General features: G+C 35.3%; 20 protein-coding genes. 9 read left to right on the top strand and 11 right to left on the bottom strand.

Annotated features, from left to right (window positions below; all coding sequences use genetic code 11):
• Positions 1–11: 11 nt before the first annotated feature.
• The 4 genes from DPQ89_RS09085 to DPQ89_RS18500 form a co-directional block, all read right to left on the bottom strand.
• Positions 12–1181, bottom strand: coding sequence for an HD-GYP domain-containing protein (locus DPQ89_RS09085; RefSeq protein WP_127716623.1), 1170 nt, complete (start codon positions 1179–1181; stop codon positions 12–14).
• Between the two features lie 168 nt (positions 1182–1349).
• Complete coding sequence (locus tag DPQ89_RS09080; protein WP_127716622.1) at positions 1350–1814, bottom strand: single-stranded DNA-binding protein; 465 nt, start codon at positions 1812–1814, stop codon at positions 1350–1352.
• Positions 1815–2000: 186 nt separating this feature from the next.
• Positions 2001–2468 carry a hypothetical protein gene (locus DPQ89_RS09075; RefSeq protein WP_127716621.1) on the bottom strand — a complete coding sequence of 156 codons (468 nt, stop codon included), beginning with the start codon at positions 2466–2468 and terminating at the stop codon, positions 2001–2003.
• The gene (locus DPQ89_RS18500; RefSeq protein WP_164848330.1) at positions 2465–2665 is read right to left on the bottom strand and encodes a hypothetical protein; all 201 of its coding nucleotides are present in this window, start codon (positions 2663–2665) and stop codon (positions 2465–2467) included. Before DPQ89_RS18500 ends, DPQ89_RS09075 begins: the two co-directional genes overlap by 4 nt.
• 200 nt (positions 2666–2865) lie before the next feature.
• On the opposite strand from DPQ89_RS18500, the gene DPQ89_RS09070 reads away from it, so the two are divergent.
• The 7 genes from DPQ89_RS09070 to DPQ89_RS09040 all read left to right on the top strand — a co-directional run bounded on the left by DPQ89_RS09070 (position 2866) and on the right by DPQ89_RS09040 (position 10438).
• On the top strand, positions 2866–5523 hold the full coding sequence (locus DPQ89_RS09070; protein ID WP_127716620.1) for a TadE/TadG family type IV pilus assembly protein: 2658 nt from the start codon (positions 2866–2868) through the stop codon (positions 5521–5523).
• Between the two features lie 74 nt (positions 5524–5597).
• A complete protein-coding gene (locus DPQ89_RS09065; RefSeq protein WP_127716619.1) occupies positions 5598–6566 on the top strand; it encodes a histone protein in 969 nt (322 codons plus the stop codon).
• 59 nt (positions 6567–6625) lie between these two features.
• Positions 6626–6880 carry a glutathione S-transferase N-terminal domain-containing protein gene (locus DPQ89_RS09060; RefSeq protein ID WP_127716618.1) on the top strand — a complete coding sequence of 85 codons (255 nt, stop codon included), beginning with the start codon at positions 6626–6628 and terminating at the stop codon, positions 6878–6880.
• A gap of 11 nt (positions 6881–6891) precedes the next feature.
• Entirely contained in the window at positions 6892–8196 is a 1305-nt protein-coding gene (locus DPQ89_RS09055) for an HD domain-containing protein (protein WP_127716617.1), read from the top strand.
• Positions 8197–8252: 56 nt separating this feature from the next.
• Entirely contained in the window at positions 8253–8933 is a 681-nt protein-coding gene (locus DPQ89_RS09050) for a hypothetical protein (RefSeq protein ID WP_127716616.1), read from the top strand.
• A 13-nt stretch (positions 8934–8946) separates the two neighbouring features.
• On the top strand, positions 8947–9852 hold the full coding sequence (locus DPQ89_RS09045) for a hypothetical protein (RefSeq protein WP_127716615.1): 906 nt from the start codon (positions 8947–8949) through the stop codon (positions 9850–9852).
• A 79-nt stretch (positions 9853–9931) separates the two neighbouring features.
• Positions 9932–10438: a rhodanese-like domain-containing protein gene (locus tag DPQ89_RS09040; RefSeq protein WP_127716614.1), complete on the top strand. Its 507-nt coding sequence runs from the start codon at positions 9932–9934 to the stop codon at positions 10436–10438.
• Here the strand turns inward: DPQ89_RS09040 and DPQ89_RS09035 are convergent, their stop codons facing one another.
• Together DPQ89_RS09035 and DPQ89_RS09030 are read right to left on the bottom strand one after the other, a co-directional pair.
• The gene (locus tag DPQ89_RS09035; protein ID WP_164848329.1) at positions 10439–10924 is read right to left on the bottom strand and encodes a MarR family winged helix-turn-helix transcriptional regulator; all 486 of its coding nucleotides are present in this window, start codon (positions 10922–10924) and stop codon (positions 10439–10441) included.
• A gap of 74 nt (positions 10925–10998) precedes the next feature.
• The gene (locus DPQ89_RS09030; protein WP_127716612.1) at positions 10999–11268 is read right to left on the bottom strand and encodes a hypothetical protein; all 270 of its coding nucleotides are present in this window, start codon (positions 11266–11268) and stop codon (positions 10999–11001) included.
• 139 nt (positions 11269–11407) lie between these two features.
• On the opposite strand from DPQ89_RS09030, the gene DPQ89_RS09025 reads away from it, so the two are divergent.
• Complete coding sequence (locus tag DPQ89_RS09025) at positions 11408–12193, top strand: endonuclease/exonuclease/phosphatase family protein (RefSeq protein ID WP_127716611.1); 786 nt, start codon at positions 11408–11410, stop codon at positions 12191–12193.
• On the opposite strand, the gene DPQ89_RS09020 is transcribed toward DPQ89_RS09025, so the two are convergent.
• The 5 genes from DPQ89_RS09020 to mreC form a co-directional block, all read right to left on the bottom strand.
• Positions 12180–13556 (bottom strand): hypothetical protein, encoded by a 1377-nt coding sequence (locus DPQ89_RS09020; RefSeq protein WP_127716610.1) that lies wholly within the window; start codon positions 13554–13556, stop codon positions 12180–12182. The genes DPQ89_RS09025 and DPQ89_RS09020 overlap by 14 nt on opposite strands.
• A 69-nt stretch (positions 13557–13625) precedes the next feature.
• Complete coding sequence (gene rodA, locus DPQ89_RS09015) at positions 13626–14738, bottom strand: rod shape-determining protein RodA (RefSeq protein WP_127716609.1); 1113 nt, start codon at positions 14736–14738, stop codon at positions 13626–13628.
• An 11-nt stretch (positions 14739–14749) separates the two neighbouring features.
• Positions 14750–16738, bottom strand: coding sequence for a penicillin-binding protein 2 (gene mrdA, locus DPQ89_RS09010; RefSeq protein ID WP_127716608.1), 1989 nt, complete (start codon positions 16736–16738; stop codon positions 14750–14752).
• Positions 16738–17271, bottom strand: coding sequence for a hypothetical protein (locus tag DPQ89_RS09005; protein ID WP_127716607.1), 534 nt, complete (start codon positions 17269–17271; stop codon positions 16738–16740). The genes mrdA and DPQ89_RS09005 overlap by 1 nt, the downstream gene beginning before the upstream one ends.
• Complete coding sequence (gene mreC, locus DPQ89_RS09000) at positions 17268–18152, bottom strand: rod shape-determining protein MreC (protein WP_164848328.1); 885 nt, start codon at positions 18150–18152, stop codon at positions 17268–17270. Before mreC ends, DPQ89_RS09005 begins: the two co-directional genes overlap by 4 nt.
• A 153-nt stretch (positions 18153–18305) precedes the next feature.
• On the opposite strand from mreC, the gene DPQ89_RS08995 reads away from it, so the two are divergent.
• Positions 18306–19796 carry a SurA N-terminal domain-containing protein gene (locus DPQ89_RS08995; protein ID WP_127716605.1) on the top strand — a complete coding sequence of 497 codons (1491 nt, stop codon included), beginning with the start codon at positions 18306–18308 and terminating at the stop codon, positions 19794–19796.
• The last annotated feature ends 11 nt before the right edge of the window (positions 19797–19807 follow it).

Genomic DNA, 19807 nt, shown 5'->3' with positions numbered 1-19807 from the left:
GCAGGCTTTTTTTATGAAGCTTTCTTTTTAACACCAAAATCTTCAGATCCAGCAACTTTGCCATAACTCTGCTCTTCTTTCTTAAAGAAGTCCGTCTGCTGAGGCTTAGCACTTAATGCTCTAAATGGAAGAACATCGTGAGGCTGACAAGGATCAAAGTCATCAGGTAACTCTTTATTAATAGTCTTATCTACGACTTGAGACACACTCTTTTTGAAAATTTCAAAAAGAGCAGGATCGATCTTCTTTCCAACACTCTTAGACATTACGGCCAGAGCATCTTCAGGCGTAAGGGCCTCGTGATATGACCTCTTAGTTGTTATCGCATCAAAGAAATCTGCGATTGAAGTAATTCTAGCAAGGAGATGAATCTCTTCTCCCTTTAATCCTTCAGGATATCCTGTTCCATTATAATTTTCATGATGTTCATAAACTATTCTTTGAACAATCTCAAAATCAACACCAGGGCAATCGATATCAGACTTAGTAATTAAATCGAATCCAAACCTAGGATGTTTCTTGATCATTGAAAATTGCTCATCATCAAGTTTTCCAGCATTATTAATTATGTGTGTAGGTATTTTAATTTTTCCTAGATCATGTAGAAGACCACCAAGGCCAGCTAGAACAATCTCTTCACGAGCTGCATTTGGCTTTAAAATCTTATAAATTGAAATACAATACATCGATACATTTATAGAATGGTCATATGTATAAAAGTCATGAAAACTCAGATCACCAATTAGGTTCTGAACTTGCTTTACATCATATTCCTTTAGCACATCAACCATACTCTCTACTGAGTCTCTACATCCATTAATTGTCTCATTCAGTACTTCCGTAGAGAACTCTTTAGTTGGATCAAAGATTGTCGTAAGATAATGAATTGCTGAATCCTTAATGACTTCGGCCTTCTGCAAATCTTCTAATCCTGCACAATCGATAAGACTTCTCAAATAAAGATCTCTCTGATCTTCAGGAATATAGAGCTGATGATACTTATGCTTATAGTTTTCAACATCTTCTTTTGTTAGAAGACCAGTCATAGGAAATATTCTCACAAATTTCTCTTTCAACTTATTAGAAGATGAATTTACATATAGATCATAAGGCAACTCTTTATCTAAAAGAATTAAACCAAAACCTACTGAAAAGAAATTTGAATTTGATTGATCATTCATTAATTGTGTTTCCTATACTATTTCTACCTCTACTTATCGGCACTTTGAGGAACACTCTTAACTATTTTAAGACTTTCTTAATATTACATAAATGACTGGAATTACGTTACTTGTAAAATAAAAAGGCCAGTCGAAACTGGCCTTAAATGAAATCCTTTTTTATTTTCTCTAAAACGGAATATCATCCGAAGTAAAGTTAGAATCAGTTGAAATATCATAATCTTGGTTCATTGCTCCACCTTGATTATTATTCATATCTTGATTCATGCTATTATCTCTTGATTGAGAGTTGCTAGCACCAGTAGAAGCACCACCTAAGAATTGAACATTCTTTGCGTTGATTTCAGTTGTATATCTCTTTTGACCATCTTGTCCGTCCCAAGATCTAGTTTGAAGTGAACCTTCGATAAAAGCCTGACGACCTTTTGCTAGATATTGATTACAAAGCTCAGCTAGCTTTCCCCAAACAACAATTCTGTGCCATTCAGTCTTTTCTTGCTTTTGACCACTCTTGTCTGCCCAAGATTCAGAAGTTGCTAAAGAAAAGTTACAAACTGCTGCTCCAGATGGCGTGTACTTTAACTCTGGCTCAGAACCTAAACGACCTAAAATAATTACTTTATTTACACTCATGATTTCCTCCTGCTTAATGACGGGTACATAGATATTTCTCGTCATCGCTGTGTGTGTTAACGATTTAACATAGTATGAAAAAGTTTAATTTAAAAGTATTTTTCACACTCATTAACACTTAAGCAATAAGTGAAAAGTGCCTTAAAAGCTAAGTATTTGAAAGTATTTAGGCTTATTTTTTAGAGATCAAAAGTTTCTATATTTGGCCGCTTCTTCTTGCTGTCTTTGACTCGACACAGCGTCCAAAAGTTCGTCTACTTCACTCTCATCTACAGTGTCTGATTGAGAACCATTCTTAGTTTTCCAGAACTCCGCCACAAGTCTTCGTGCAACTTTAACATCCTTCTTATACCAAGAAGCATCAAAGCCACAATGTGGACAAGGGATCTCTTTTCTAAAATTCATTCTGAAACCTGCCTCAAATGCCGCAAGCAAAACAAAGAAAATAAAGAAAGAGCGAGCTCCCATAAGTGGAAAAGCAATGGCGATGGCCATGGCAGAACACAGAATGAGTTGAAGATAATTTTTTAAAGATAGTCTAGGAGAAGAATGAAAGGCCCTCTCAGAGCCACAAAGAGGACAGAAGAATTCCATAGATGGATTCTTATGCTTATAGCTTCTTTTTTCAAGTGGATTCCATTTAAAGTTACTCATAAAAACCTATCTCCTAGTAGCAATATTCTACCAGATTTACTCGACAAATCTAACTGTGCAAAATCTTCCAAACTCACCATCGATAGAGCTCCGGTGGCCCCGCGACCACCAGAGAATTGACGTGTTTTAGAAGCACTTGCGTGCGAGATGAGAAAGTAAATCTTGATAGGATTTGTCGTGCGGCGAACGTTCAGCACTGTGACACCGACAAGTCTTCACAGTTAGATAGTTATTATCAAGAATCATTCCAAGTTTCGCATTGCCCAAACCTCTAGATTTACGTTCAAAGGTGTCAACTTGCTTGGCCCTGGGATCGAGTTGAGTCCGGCAAATATTTCTTCATATATTTAAAAGCTTAGCTTTTTTATCGATCTTTATTGTTTTAGAATATCTAAAGATGAAAAAAGTTTATAAAGACCAAAGAGGTCAGCTCAGTATTTTCCTAGGCATTATCATGGTGATTGTTATCACTATGATGGGCTTTATCATCAATGTAGGCTTATTCGTTAAGGCCAAAATTAACCTGCAAAATGCAGTTGATGCTGCCGCATGGTCTGGTGCTGCTGTTCAAGCACGCCAGATGACTAATATCGCCTACCTTAATTGGGAAATGAGAAATACCTATAAAGAGTGGATGTTCAAATACTACGTTATCGGTCAACTTGGACTTGGTTCTCAGCTAGATCCAGCAGTAACAGCTTCTCAAAGCAATACAAACTTCAGACTGGTTCCCTTCCCAGGCTCTAATGAGTTTGACCCTTATAACCTTCCATCAACTTGTATGTCATTTGGTGGTTCTAAAGATATTTGCAAACTATTCTCTACCCCAGGTCTACCTAGATTTGAAGCCCCTGGTCTTCTTGGTATTGATGAACAACACCAAAGTTTTGAGAACGTTATAACAGAGATAAAAGCATCCAACTGTTCTAAAAAATCTATACGTAACTTTGGTAGTGCCATGATTTGGGCCTATGGGATTAAGAAAGATTTTTTTACTGATACTCCAAGTGCTGCTGGACATAGAACAGGAGCATGGATTCAAGCAATTGAGCTTGGACTTCGAATGAGAAATCTTGAGGCCATAGTAAATAGACCTCCTGTAGATGAACCTATTTGTTACGGAGCAAGTGGTTGTACAAGTTATGGCCAACTAGCTGGAGATAATGCTGGAGGACCTTTTGGAAATCCGTATAATGAAAGACCGATTAAGGCATTTCGTTCAGCATTTAGAAATTTATCTGGTGGTGCAAATAAGTCCGGACAAATTAGAGATGAATTTGCGAGCTCATTTAAACTAACTGAGCTAAAACCGAAAGTTTTTAATGCTAGTGCAAACTCTCTAAGTACTACTCTTATGCCTCCTAACCCTGTGGTAAACTTAGGTTCAAGTTCATATGTTCCATCACAAAAAAGATATATCGACTTGATAGCCTACCCTCTCAATCTTGTAACTTTTTATACTACACTTGTTACTAACAATAGTGGTGAAGCAATTAAGAGTATTGTTGGTAATACTCCTGTTGAAGGTGCTTGTGGAGCAACTAAAACAGGCCTTCCAGTGCCTGGCTATATGTTTGGCTATGTGAAAAATCCAAAGGTCCTTACTTACTACGCAGTAAAAGGTGAAGCAGACTTCATTGGACTCTTCTACCCATTTTCAGAAAATAAAGGTGTAACATTACAGGCCTATGCTTCTGCCAAACCATTTGGAGGAAGAATTGGACCAATGCTCTTTGGTCTTGATTCTGAAGCAACTTATTTAACTCCAAGAAATGAAGCAAGTCAAAATAGAAGTCTTCCTTATGTTTCTGGTCTTCTTATGCCTGGCGGACCATTTAAGGCCGGTAGACCAATTCCAAATACTCAGGACTTTTGGGTAGACACGGCAACTTCAGTTATCGGAGGCTCACCGTCTTCAGGTATTGATGTTAAATTTGCTGTTCCAAATTTGTTATATGACTTTGATAACTACTCTGATTTATCTCAACACACTAGTAGCCCTGAAGGTGCAATGCAGGCCATAACTGAATCAGCAACCTCATTGGTAACGAATCCTGAAGAACTAGGTCTTTTTGATGCTAAACAATTTACAAAGCTAGCCTCTCACCTACAAATTACTGATCCAAGTCTAATTACCGCGGATCAAATTGAGATCGCCATAGAAAGTGCTAGAAGACCAACAAGATATGAAGCTCTAAATTATATGATTCCGACAATGGAAAATAGCCCAACCGATAACCCTGAAAATCTTTCTGCATTTCCGGCAGTTGTAATCAAAACACCTTCAAGTCCAATTACTGGAAATAATTTCTACCAACTCTTTGCTCCACTTTGGGGAACAGATACACTCTACCCTACTCCAGATAGTATCATTAGTGTTATTCAAAACTACTTAACCTCAAGTGATCAGGCTGTTGAAAAGTATCTAGATGCGCTCAAAAGTGTTGCTGAAGATATAGCAGCAACTCCAAGTACTGGAACGGATAGCTACAGAAATGCGGCAAACTCAATCTACGCCCTTGACGCTGGACTTTCAAACTTCACGGACTGTGACAACCTAAGTATGGCCACTAGATTTAACCAATTCTTTAAAGGTGGTGCTACTGAATGTGGAATTAAACCTCTTCCTGAGATGATTAGAGATTACATAAGTTCTGAGACCGCCTTAGGTGGTAACACATACCGTTATTTCTATACTTCCAGCTATGTTAAACCATCAAATAGCTCAAGCTATATAGCTCCACTCTCTAACAAAGATATGCTTTCAGCTTACTCACCTGGACCTAGACAAGGCTCTAACGACGATGGAGATCTAACTCACCCTTTTGACGTTTACTCCAGTGTTTATAGTGCTAAGAGAAATTATTACTCAACTAAATTCATACCTGCGAGCTCAATTTCAGGCTCTGGACCTGGAACATATTTAGAAAAGGCCATTTATTCAGAGAAGTCAAAAGGCCAAGTTTTAAATCATTCTGATGATATTGCTAGCTGGAACGTGGTAAATGAGCTAGAAAGTGGTCAATTAAGTGATTTTGGCACACTTACTCATTAAAATTACTTGAAAAAAGTGTGCTTTATTTTATATACTCACTAGAAAATAATTAAAGATATAACAAGGACCTTCCCGTGGTAAAAAAGAAAGCTAAAGCAACTAAAAAGAAAGTTGCTAAAAAGGCAACTAAAGCTACTAAGAAGACTGTTGCAAAAAAAGCAGCGAAGAAAACAACTAAGAAAGTAGCAAAGAAAGCGACAAAGAAAGTAGCTAAAAAAGCAGCGAAGAAAGTAGCTAAAAAAGCAGCAAAAAAAGCGACAAAGAAAGTAGCTAAAAAAGCAGCAAAGAAAGCGACAAAGAAAGTAGCTAAAAAAGCAGCAAAGAAAGCGACAAAGAAAGCGACAAAGAAAGTAGCTAAAAAAGCAGCGAAGAAAGCGACGAAGAAAGTAGCTAAAAAAGCAGCGAAGAAAGCGACAAAGAAAGTAGCTAAAAAAGCAGCGAAGAAAGCGACAAAGAAAGTAACTAAAAAAGCAGCAAAGAAAGCGACGAAGAAAGTAGCTAAAAAAGCAGCGAAGAAGGCGACAAAGAAAGTAGCTAAAAAAGCAGCAAAGAAAGCGACAAAGAAAGTAGCTAAAAAAGCAGCGAAGAAGGCGACAAAGAAAGTAGCTAAAAAAGCAGCAAAGAAAGCGACAAAGAAAGTAGCTAAAAAAGCGCCTGTAGATAACTCTCCAAAGAAGATGACTAAAGAAGAGGCCATCGAAAAATATAAAAGAGAGCACCAATTAGAACTTAACGAAGACTTAAAAGAATCTGAAGAAACTTTTGTTAAGGAAATTGAAGAAGAAAAGAAAGCTGATCAAGTTGTTGTCGTAAGCGACACTCCTGATATTGATCTTGAGTCAGAAAAAGAAGTTAAAACAACTAATGATTCAAACTCACTGGACGAATATAATCCAGACGATGAGAAAGACGATGAAACAGGTGCATTTGGTTACGGTTGGGGTTATAACGACGCTTTTGACAAACCTGAAGACGAAGAAGAGGAAATTCTTGATGAAGATGTTCTCTACGCCAAAGGCCTTGATAAAGACGAAGAAGAATAGAAATAAAAATCTTAACAATGGCCCCGAGATCGGGGCTTTTTTTATTTTAAAGGTATAAAATGTATCAAAAGTTAGAATTATTTTATTATGATGCCTGTCCATTTTGTCAGTATGTTCTTGGCACAATTAATAAGTTGAATGTAAAAGTTGACCTTTGTAATATTCAAGAAGATCAAAAGTGCTATGAGAGATTAGTTCAAGACACAGGTAGAAGAACAGTTCCATGCTTATACATTGACAATAAAGCTATGTTTGAATCTTCAGATATAATGCAGTGGCTAGAAGATAATCAAGAAAAACTAGAAAAAAATTAGTAAGGGTAGTTATGGAAGTTAGAGATCCTGTACACGGTTCAATACATATTTTAGATGAAGAAATTGCAATAATTCAGCATGAATTCTTCCAACGACTAAGAAATATTAAACAACTTGGTTTTTCAGAATATGTATTCCCTGGGGCCACTCACACCAGGTTCATCCATTCAATTGGAGTTATGAATATTGGAGACAAGGCCTTTGATAAATTATTTAAAGGACGCTCTTACACTAAAGATATTCTTAGAATAAAAGAAACTTTTAAGCTCGCTTGCCTTCTACATGATATTGGACACGCTCCTCTTTCTCACTCCACAGAGTCGGTGATGCCTAGCTTAAATGAATTAAAAATACCTCCTCGTTTTCTCAGTGAAAAAGATAAGAGCTCAAATAGACAGGCCACTCACGAAGATTACACAATTAAGGCCATCGCGGATAGTTCCTTTGCAGAATCATTTGCAGATGTTGAAAAGTCTTTTGGAGTTGAAAGGAAGTTCATCGCAGATTTAATTCGTGGTGATACTGACGAAGCCAGCTATTTCACTATTGATGGAATTGATTACTTTATCCTCCTCCACCAATTAGTCTCAAGTGAGCTTGATTGTGACAGAATGGATTACTTACTAAGAGATAGCTACTTCTGTGGTGTTAGTTATGGTTCTTATGACCTTGACTGGCTACTCGATAACCTAGAGCCAGCTATCATTGATAAGAAAGCCTACCTAGGGATTTCAGAAAGAGCAGTTGTTACTTTTGATGACTTTTTACTAAGTAGATATCATATGTTCGTAATGGTTTACTTCCATTATAGAGCGGTTTGTCTTGAGCAGCTCCTATTTAAATACTTCGAAACATCAAAAGGGGAATACACTATTCCTGCGGATATCGAAGAATATATTGAGCACGATGACCATCACTTAATGAAAATTATGAGAAAGAGTAATAACCCTTACGCTCAATCAATTGTAAAAAATAAAATACCGCAAAAAATATTTGAATCTTTTAATAATTCTCAAGTAAAGCAGCTAGAAATTGTTCAAAACTACCTTGAAAATGAAGGAATTGAGTATATTCGCTGCTCTTCAAAGGGAAGATTATCTAAGTACTACAGTGCGGAAGATGGTCATAATAAGTACTCAATGAAAGTTGTAAGAAAAACATTTGGTAATGAAGGCAAGGAGTACTTTAATATTAATAAAGCTACGGACTTATTTACTAAATTCTCAAATGCTCATTCCATAAATAGACTCCATTGTGACACAAGTTTACTAACTGAGTCACAAATGACAAAAATTCACGAGCTTACCAAACAGTAAGCTTGTATCTTTAAAATGCTTGAGGGATAATGATTTAAACCTCAAGCTAGAAAAGAATGAATAAGATTTCAGTTTATATATTACTAATTCTCATATATCTGGGACTCTCAAAGAGCTTTTCTCCTTCTGAAAAGAAGGCACCGTATATCCCGAATGAAAGAGTTTTCTCTAGTTTCTTCTACGGTTCTCCCCTATCTATTATTCTTTTAGAAAGTTTTCAAACGGGCTTTCTCATAAAAACCTACTTTCAAAAATATAAGGTTGTTCATGGATTTAAGCACCCTGAAACAATAATTGTTAGAACCTCATATGCCTTTTGGTCAAAGAATCTTGGGAACTTAGGTATGTCTATATTTCGAAGAGGTGAAAGACAAAATACCGAAAGTGTTATTCCAATGCCGCCGGGAATACTCTATATAGGAGATCCTTCATATGGTCACTGGGAGATTCAAAATTCCGGAGAAAGAATATGGTTCTTCCATAGGGCCTATAGACATTTTCCAAACTACTTCAATTGGAAGGATTTTACGGCCACCGAGAAATTTTATGAAACTGCCCAAACATTCTTAGGTCATGACAAGTCTTACTACGGTGAAAATAAAGAATTTGGAACCGATGGGTATCTCACACAAGAGCGCTTAAAGAAGAAAGAAGAACAACGAAAAGAAGTCATTCAATCGGATCTACTAAAAAGATGGAATGAATTTTTATACATACCGAAATGGTCTAATAAATAACGAGTAAACAAGTATGAATGAATTATTTGATAAATTAATTTTAAGAATGGTATTTACTTTATTTCTTTGTGGGATACTCTTTGTTTATAAATATGCTCACGGCTTCTTATATCCGTCTTCTCGAACTCAAATATTTAAACGTTTTTTTCCATCTAAAAATTCTTCAGACACAATTCACCTTTTTTCAAGATTAATTGGTATTGGGATCATTTTTTCAGAATTCTATTTTACAATGTCTGACAAATTCTACTTAGTTCTTATCGACTTTTTTATTCATGCGATACTGGTCAGTTTTATATACCTAATTTCAGTCTATATTATAGAAAGCATTGTTCTTTATAATTTTGAGTATCATGATGAGATCATAAAAAGAAAGAACATGTCTTATGCTCTTATATCGTTTGCGAATTCGACAGCTGTAGCTTTTATCATTAAAAGTGTCACTTCAGTTTCAAAGTCTTCTATTATTGTTCTGCTATTTTTGTGGTTATTAGCAATGGTTCTAATTGGTTTTTCAACAAAGACCTATTCATTAATTTCTAAACTTTCATTTAACAGACTACTTGTTCAAAAGAATCTAGCCGTAGGTCTTTCTTACTTAGGGTTTATTTGGGGCTGGACATTTATAATTACTTCGTCTTTTAACCACGAACTCTCAAATATTAAATGGTATTCTATCCAAGTAATCTTAAAGATTCTTCTTTCTTTAATAATTATTCCTATTTTCAGAAGTGGTTTGATTTTTATCTTTAAACTTCAAGATGATTTTGCAACACATATGAAAGAGCAATTATCTGAAGAAGGAAATGCGGAAATTGGCTATGGAGTATTCGAAGGGTCAATTTTCTTTACTTCTTGCTACCTTACTACTGTTATTACAGGTCATATTAACTTTGGAAACTTCTATCCTGTCTTTTAGATAGAGCTTTTTACTCAAGTACTTCTTTGCCCGATTCCCCAGAGTTTTGTATTTTTATATAATTCTCTTAGAGGTATCTATGGATTTAAAATTATTTCAAATGCTTGAGTTTATGAATAATAGACTTAGCAATATCGAGAAAAACATTTCAAGAATAGATGAGAAGTTAGAGTTTTCACTTTCTTTGCAACGTAATCACTTAATCAGAGTAAAGAACGGTGAGTATATTGATGATTCAAATATTCTAATGGGTAGGCCTTATAATGACCTTAGTCCACAAAAGGCCCTAGAGATTTATAATAATCCAGACCTCGACTATATTATACTAGATGTTTCTAATGAAAGTTATCAAGCTCCTATAAAGCTTGATGGATGTATAAAGATTTCCCTAGAAGATTTAAATACGAGATATGCGGAGCTGCAAAGTAAGACTACACCTATTCTTATTTTTTCTGAACAAGGCTTAAGATCAATTCAGGCCTGTGAAATGTTAATTAAGAAAGGTTTTTTCAATTTAAATAATGTCTCTGGTGGATATAGATTTTGGCCAAATCTTGAAAATCAAAACTCTGTAAAGAGGGCCTAACTAGAAATCTAGAGTTAAGTTTTGAAATGCCTGAGAAGCTTTTCTCTGGATTTGATTTGTAGTAAGCCTCGTATGATAGTTTTCTAGAACGTGCTCGATTCTATCCATTTCAACTTCACCTACTAAAATAGAATACTCATTTTCGATATTAGTAAGGCATTCAAAAAGGTTTAATTTAAACTTCTCGCCATATTCTGTAAGGTAGATTTTTTGCTCTCTCTTATCAGATGAGTTTACTTGTCTAAATATATATCCTCTTTTTTCAAGCTCATTAAGATGACTTGTCATAGTCTGCTTTTTTAGACCACAACCTGATCCAATATCTTTGATAGATGGACCTTCATTTTCGCAAATATAGAGTAATACTTCTAGAAAGCTAGGACGCAAGTCTGTGAACCCTTTTGATTCCAGCACCTGTAATAATTGTGAATTGTACATACGGTAAAGTCTTTTTAATAGACCACCAATATTAGAAACTCTTTTCATTGTCATCCTACAACATACACATCAGTAGTATGTTAATAAGACTATATAACTACGTACGTCTTAAGGAGTCAAGTTTAAGACTCAACCTTAAAAATGGCCATCTGCAGCTCTTCAGGAACTTCTGGCTCAAATTGCTCTACAGTTTCAGGCTCTACCTCATCGGCAAGACCCAATAAAGAATGCTCAACCACTTCTGGTGCTTCACTTACAGAGTTATCAACTCCAAAGACCCATAAGCTATTTCTAACCTGATTTAAACGAGTTGGCGTATCATTCGAAGCAAAACTGCTCATTTGTGTGAATAATAAAATAACAAGTGAACAAAGTTTAATCGAATTCATCATCACTAACCCCTTATAATTACGTATTTTGATTATTTATACTTATATAAGAGCAACAATCATGCCATGCGCGTCATTTGAAGACTTTGACAAGAACTCCCTATTTTGAAACAATTTTTAATGACTTATTCAGGAAGAAAAAATGTCTAAAATACTATTGATAGTACTCGCTAATATTACGGCATGCTTTGCCACTAACTTCACCATTAGTACTCAGAACCTATGGCACTACACTAAGTCCTACGAGTCGCGACTAGACTCTCTTATTCAAAATATTGATACAGAAAAAGCTGAAATTATGACTTTCCAGGAAGCTTGGAAGAGTATCGGTGGCAAAAGCTTATTCAATGTATTTATAGAAAATGAAGAACTAAACGTACATTACTATAAAACTAATAATACAATTATTATGCGAGAAGGGCTTGCTATTGCTTCAACCTATGAACAAGTTGGAAAGAAGTTAGCCTATACGCTACCTCATTCTAAAAAAATTTTTGGTAAGAGAATAATGATAGTCTCAAAAATAAGATTATCTAATGAAAAAGAAATCTATGTTATTAATGTTCACTTCTCACCCTTTGAAGATCGAAAACATGAAAGAGTTGATCAGTTAAATTTCGTGATAGATAAGATTAGAAATCACTTCTCTGACAGACCTGTATTACTTACTGGAGACTTTAATCAAGATCAGGATGATGAGTTCTACAGGCCGTTATATGACCTAGGCTTTAGAGAAAGTGCTAGAAAAGATCAGATAGGATGTACCTTCTGTAGCGAAAATCCGCTTACAGATGCTCCTTTTAATAGCAAGCTTGATTATATTTTCTATCAAGAAGAATTTCTAAAATTAGAGAACGTTAGGAAAACTTTTACAGAAAATCCTATTTCAGATCACTTTGGATTGCGAGCAGAGTTTAGTTTTCATTAAGATTTATAATAAAGGAGCCATGTTCGAGTGGCTCTGATATTTCCTCATCCACACCTATTACAGTCACCTTTTTATTCAACTTCTTAGACCACTTCTTGCTAAATTCACGAATTGCTTCATACTCTTTATTAATCCATCTAGCTTTAAAGTGAGCTTCGTGGGCCTTCCAGCTATATCCTTTTTCACGCATATCTTCTGCGAATTTCTTTGAATAAAGTTTAAAATCATAATCACTCTTAAATAGACCAGTATTTTTAAAGTGGTGTCCTAACTTCTTGGAAGGGTTATTAGAGTAGAAAGTTGTTGATGAACCATCTAAGACAATATGCCCCTGACCAATATTCTCAGTTCTAAGAGCATCAATCAATTCAAGCTTGGCCTGTTCAAATTGTTGATTTGAAAAGCCTAAAGGTACTTTCTTTGCCACCATATCATTTATCTGGGATTCACTAAATCCTTCTCTAAAAGCATCAGAGTAGCCTTTTTCTCTCCAAATCTTTACATTTTCAAGTTCTCTGGCCTTAGAGTTCATTTCACTTGCAAGAGCTGTAAAAGAAATTCGAGCATCACGATCTTTAGTTCTCTCTGCCATTTTTGTATAGTGCTTAAAGCTTTCCTTTAAAGAATGAATTCCCTCATCTATCTCTTGCTCTGATAGATCTTGCCTGTAAAGCTTAGCGCGAAATTCACTTACATCTTCACCTGTTTCATAAACTGATTTTCTACGAATTTCGACCAAATGCTTTATCTTAGAGTAGTCCATTTGGTAAACTTCAACTTCAATTGGCATTGAAGTGAGGTTACGACTTTCAAAATAATCTCTTAGGGCAAAGAGACGACCGTTACCATCGAAGACAATATATTCACCTTCATCATTTTTAATGGCCCTCATTAACATTCTAGATTTAATAGTCTCCTCTTGAATGTCGACATTAAAAACCTTAGGTAATCCGTTTTTAGAAATATACTCATCAATATTTAAAGATCTAGCTTTAGTTTTCTCAATTGAAGCACCACGATTTATTGGATGAATAGGCTTAAGTTTAGATAAGGGAACAGTCTCTACTACTTTTCCTTTGTTCTGTCCCACCAACATCATTCTCAATTGCATTGCATAGAAGTTTGATTTATCTAAATGCTTAATCTCTGAGAATTTTTGAGTGAGATATTTAATTCCCGTAATATTTGCAATTTCTTTGTTAACTTGCTCATTAGCAATAAATTCAGATGCAATCTTAGTGCAAGAATTCTCTTCTGTTATCGAGCTAGGAGCTCTATAAGAAGTCTCGACAAGTGATTGAGTCGAGCAAGCAGCAACTATGGAAATAAAAATAGAGAGCAACAAAGATTTTGTTAAATTCATAGTAATTTTATCGGACATTACCTCTTAGAACCTTAAATAAAAGGTAAAAGAGGTAATACTTTCAGATAGTTAGAACAAGTTTCTAGAATTACTGATAGAAGTTGCAATACCGCAACAGAAGCCAAAAGTAAGTAAACTAGAACCTCCATAACTCATGAGCGGAAGAGGTAAACCAACAATAGGCATTATACCAGTAACCATCCCCATATTTATAAAGGTATGCCAAAAGAAAATCGACATTATCCCAATGACTACGATGGATTCAAAGATCCGGGGCACTGACTGTGCCAACCAAATGAATCTGTAAAATAGGACAAGAAAGAGTGAAATTAAAAATAGTGAACCAACAAAGCCATGCTCTTCATTAAAAATTGAAAAGACAAAGTCTGTGTGATTCTCGGGCAAGTAATTCAAAGACGCCTGTGAAGACTTTTTAAACCCTTTACCTATTACTTTTCCTGATCCGATTGCGATTTTAGATTGAATAGCATTATAACCAGAACCCTTTGCGTCTGCTGTTGGATTAATAAAGGTTAAGATTCTCTTTCTTTGATACTCTTTTAAGCCGAACTGGTACATCACACCACCGCTTATTATACCAATGACTCCTAAGACCATTATCGTTTTCCACTTTAGCTTTCTATAAAACGTGACAACAAAGAAAATTAACAGAATAAGTAAACCTGTTCCCAAGTCAGGTTCTAGTATAGTTAGTAATGCTGGAATGAAAGCAATAACAAAAGGAATCATTAATTCTCTAAATCCAATTGCTTTATCTGGATCAGTTTTAGCATACCATCTAGCAAGTACTAAAATGACAGACATCTTCATAAGTTCAGATGGTTGAATTCTAACAGGTCCTACCACTAGCCATCTTTGCGCTCCCATACCTTTATGCCCCAAAAAGAGAACTAAAATTAGGAGAAATACATTCACACCATATATAAGCCAAGAGAACCTAAAGAAGTTCTTAGGCTGAATAAAACTAATTACTACACCCCCTAGTAGTGAGACTGCATACCAACCTATTTGAACTTTATATAAACTGGCCATGTGCGCAGAAGATGAAGCATGAGTTGCAGAGTATAGGTTTACAACTCCCATTAAAAAAATTGCTCCACATATTCCAAAAAAGCTGAAGTCATACTTCTTAAGTGCTTCAATTATTGCTGTTGTATTCATATTAAATCCAATTAATCTTCGTCATCTGAAGCTTCCTCATCCGTTGCGGCTTCGGCCTTCAGTTTTTCTCTTCGTTTCTTATCTTCTAAATAAAGCTTAAGCGCGTAGGCCTTATCTTCTTGTTCATATTTTTCGAATAACTTTTTTTCATATTTTTTCATAAATGTAGTCACTACATTCTTTACAACAGGTGCAGCTGCTCCAGAACCAGAGCATCCATGCTCAACAACAGCAGCAACGGCAATTTTTGGATTATCAAAGGGAGCAAATCCAACAAATATACCATGATGCCTGTCTTTATAAGGCATGTCTTTACACTTAGAGAACAATTCTTTTTTAGACATACTACGTACTTGGGAAGTTCCAGTTTTCCCGGCCATTCTTATTCCTCTTCCTCTATGCCACCAAGCAGTTCCCTTTGGATGATTAACAACTTGATATAATCCTTTTTTTACATGTTCTAAGTTCTCTTTTTTAATAGTAGATTCACTCACAATGTGAGGTTCGAACTTTTCAAGAATAGTTCCATCACTTGAGAAAATTTCCTTGATTAGATAAGGACGATATAGCTTCCCCCCATTAGCAATAGATGCATAGGCCAATGCCAATTGAAGTGGCGTAGCTAAAACATAGGACTGTCCAATAACGCAAGAGACAGTCTCACCTTTTTGCCAAGGTATTCCATCTTTTTTTAGTTTCCATTCTTTAGTTGGAATCAAGCCAGGAATCTCACGCGGTAGTGCTATTCCTGTTTTAGTTCCAAAACCAAATTGCTTTGCATATCCACTTAAAATATCAATGTCTAATTTGGTGGCTATTTTATAGAAGTAAACATCAACAGATCTTCTTAATGATTTGTAAACATCAGTTAATCCATGTCCTCCTCTTTTCCAGTCGTGATAAACTCTTCTTCCTAATCTAAAAGTAGGTGGACAACTAATTTCTTGATTTGCAGTGACAATCCCTTCTTCTAAAGCTGCTAGGGCCGTAAAGGTTTTAAATGTTGATCCTGGAGAATAATGCTCCTGAATAGTTCTATCCGTCATTGGCTTAAACTCATCATTACTTAGCTTCTTCCAATACTTTGCTGTTAATCCTTTTGAGAACTCTGAAGGATCAAAACTAGGTCTAGAAATCATTGCTAAGATTTCTCCCGAGTTTACGTCTACCGCAACAACACTACCGACCTTGCCTTCCAAAGAGTTATACGCTGTTCTTTGCATATCACGATCTATTGTTAGGCGAATATTATCACCTGGAATTGCACTCTTATTCTCAATTCCAGCGAATAGGTTTTTCCCCTTAATTAAACGCTTCATTCTACCTCTGGCATCAACTTCCATGAATTGATAACCATCAGTACCTCTAAGGTTTAGATCCAAGTTCTTTTCAATTCCTGCCTGCCCAATAAAGTCGCCTATTCTATAGTTGAAATTATCTCTTTCTCTGTAGGTAGGTATTTGTTGTTGAGAAATCTCCGAGATATATCCAAGAGCATGGCTTCCAACTTCTTTTTCGGAGTATTCTCTAGAGATAAAAGTTTGAACACTTACTCCTGGCATTTTAGAGTTCTCTGTTTCTATTATTGCAACTTCCTTTCTAGAGATATTCTTCTTTATAATAATTGGTCGATATCTTGCTTGATATGAATTCTTTCTTAATACATTAAGAATACTTTTTTCAGACATATTAAGAATTAAAGACAATTTCTTTAATGTTTGTTTTTTGTTCGTTAAATACTGAGGAACAATTATCGCATCAAAACGAGGTGTATTATGAACAAGTAATTTATTATTACGTGAAAAAATCATTCCACGAGGCGCTTTAACCACTTCCTTACGAAGTCTATTTTGAACAGAATACTTATAGAACTCATCACCTTTATGAATTTGTAGATACCACAAACGTATAAGTATAATAAGAAAGCAAGCTAGGACTATATTAAATATTAAGTCCGCTCGACCTTTATGGGAACGAACAATGTCATCTTCACCAAACATTAAATATCCTCACCTAACATTCCATCCCCACTAGTTCCCCATATTCTATCAAAGATACTAAAGAAGAATGGAGCCATGAGAGAGATAGCAATACTCTCTGGTAAAAATCTCCACATTTTCTCCACTAAGAAAGTAAAGTTATTTGTTTTAAGATAAAATAGTGAAGACACAAGTAAGAACCATACAACTTGGAAGACTTGTGTAACAGCAATTGTAATTGCAGCAGAAGAAAAGTGCAGAACATCTCTTAAGTAAGAAATAATAATACAAATAAAAATCCCTGCAATGGTACCAAGCTCCCACCCTTCAATTGAAAAGAATGAATGAAAGTACTGAACTATAAGTATTAATACTGCAAGGTATGGAGTTTCTAATTTAAAGCCTAAGTATAGAACAATCAAAATATTGAAAGGGATAATATACTTCTGAGCACCAAAAGCAGGTAATAAAGACGTAGATATGATTTCAAGAATTGTGAGAATCAATAATGTTATAAATAATGGAACAATTAGGTCCTTAAATTGTCTCTTCATTTGTTCTTCTCCTCAGCATTACTATCTAGCGCTTCCCATTCTAGATCTTTCTTCTTATCACCCTCTGAAACAAGAACAATGACCTCTTCCAGCTTTCCGAAATTCACTACAGGAGAGATTTCTATTTCTTGGGTCATTCCATAGGACTGTCTTTCAATCTTTGAAACCTTCCCAATCAAAATACCTTTAGGATATAGATTTCCAAGACCAGATGTTAGAACTTCATCATTCAAAATGATTGGCTCAGTTCTATTTACATACTTCATCAGACATCTCAGATCACTATCACCTTCAATGATTCCATGGGCCCTAATTCTCTTAACTAGAGAATCAACTCTATTGTTAGGGTCTAAGATAGTGAGAACATCTGCAAAGTGATCGGTTAATCTATAAACAAACCCTACTAAGCCTGAACCTGTGACTACAGTTGCCTGAAGCTTTAAACCATCAGAGAGACCTTTATTTATACGAAGAACTCTAAAGTCACTCGAGGCATCTCTAGCAACTACTTGGGCCAAGACTTTTTTATAAGGAAGATCTTCACCAAAATCGAGAAGTCCCTTTAGTCTAATATTTTCAAGCTCCATTTCTTTGTAAGAAAAGATTTGGCTTTTTAAATCTGACATAACCATTTGCAGTTTTGCATTTTCTTTAGAAGCGTTCACATTTGCGATGTAATTATCAAAGACTGAATTAAAACTATTGTGCACAAAAGTTACACTTTTTTGCATAGGCGCGAAGAAATCAATCATGATATTTTCAAACGCACTTGTTTCTTGTTTTTCGAAGTCTCGAGTTGACACCCTGTATAAAGCTATTGCACAGACCAGAATATTAAGAATTACCTTAATTTTCTGTCCTTCTCCTTCTCCAAATCGCACTTGGCCCATCCCCTAGTCCTAAATTTTGCTTAATGCTATATAAAAGAGTAACTAATTAGCTTCCAACTGCCAATAATCTTTACGGATTTAATCAGTCCGTGGAATAATAGCATCAAAAAAATAGATATAATTAATCACAGAGGATTTTGCACTATGTCTGAAAATGAAACATTTCAAAAGAAAACATCAAGCATGTTTGTAACGGTTTTTATAGGATTCATCGTTATTTCGTTCATGTTTACCGGTTACCAGAGTTTTACTGGAAGTCCAAACGCAGTAGCTAAAGTTGGTGACGAGCCTATTAAAGTTGAAGACTACCAAAGAGAGTACAACCGTCAACTTGAGTTCTATCGTGGAATCACTGGAGGAAAAGACCTTACTAATGCTCAAATAAAGCAATTTGGTCTTAAGCAAAATGCACTTAGAAATTTAGTTCAAGGTAAGTTGACTCTAATTCTTGGAGATGAATTGGGAGTAATGCCTAGCACAGCAGAAGTTAAGGACGAAATAAAGAAATTTAAGCCTTTTCTAGTTAATGGTGTTTTTAGCGTCGATCTTTATAAGAGAATTCTTGCAGCAAACAGACTTAATCCACAAGACTTTGAAAAAGATATGCTTAATCAAGTAAGAGGCTTCAATACTGATGCAATTTCAAGCACGATGCCTATTTCGAATCAATATTTTAAAGATATAAACGAATTTAGAAAGCAGAAGCTTACAACAACTATCGTAGAGATCAATAAAGAAGCGATTAGAAGAAAGTTAGATGTATCTAAAGAAGAGACGACAACATTTCTAAGTGATGAATCTAATAAAGCAAAGGTTCTTTCTCTATTTAATGAAAGAAAATCTTCTCTAGATCAAAAAGAACAAGTGAAAGCACGTCATATCCTCTTAAAGACTGACTCAACAACTGAGATGCAGCAACTTAAGAAGATTACAGATTTAAAGAAATCATTAACAGTAAAGAACTTTGAAAGACTTGCTAAGAAAAATACTGAAGATCCTTCTGGACTAGAGAATGGTGGAGACTTAGGTTGGTTCTCTAGAGGAAGAATGGTTCCAGAGTTCGAAAAGATCGCTTTTAGCCTAAAGCCAGGGACAATCTCTTCTCCTGTAAAAACTAGCTATGGTTACCACATCATTCTTGTTGAAGATAGAAAAGAAGCTAAAGAAGCAAAACTAGAAGAGCACGAAACGAAACTAGCTCAAGAAATGATCAGAAAACTTAAAAATACTGAACTAAATGAACTTGTAGCAAAAGTTACAGAGGAAGTTTCGAAGTCGATTACAAATAAAAAGGCGCTTACTACCTTGAAGTCTAAATACGGCCTTAAAGTTGAAAGCTCTAACGAATTAAACAAAATTGATGGATCTAAAGGACAAGTACTGCTCGAGTCGACTGATTTAAAATCAATATTCTCTAAAGGGCTCGATCAATCAGAAACATATACATTTGATAGAGCGACTAACGTTGTTGTTGTAAAGACGTCAAAATTTGATAATAAGGTAGTTACTTCTGACAAAGAAATTGAAGAGAGTAATAATTCTCTTAAAAATATTCTTGGAAGAAAGATGAAACAAGAAGTGCTAAAGAACCTTGAGGCTTCAGTTAAAATTGTTGACTACGGTGTATTACAATAGAATAAAAAGCA

This window comes from Halobacteriovorax sp. HLS (assembly GCF_004006665.1).
In the GTDB taxonomy this organism is placed as follows: Bacteria; Bdellovibrionota; Bacteriovoracia; order Bacteriovoracales; family Bacteriovoracaceae; genus Halobacteriovorax.
The sequence above is the reverse complement of the archived record's forward strand: the minus strand, read 5'-3'. Positions and strand labels throughout refer to the sequence as shown.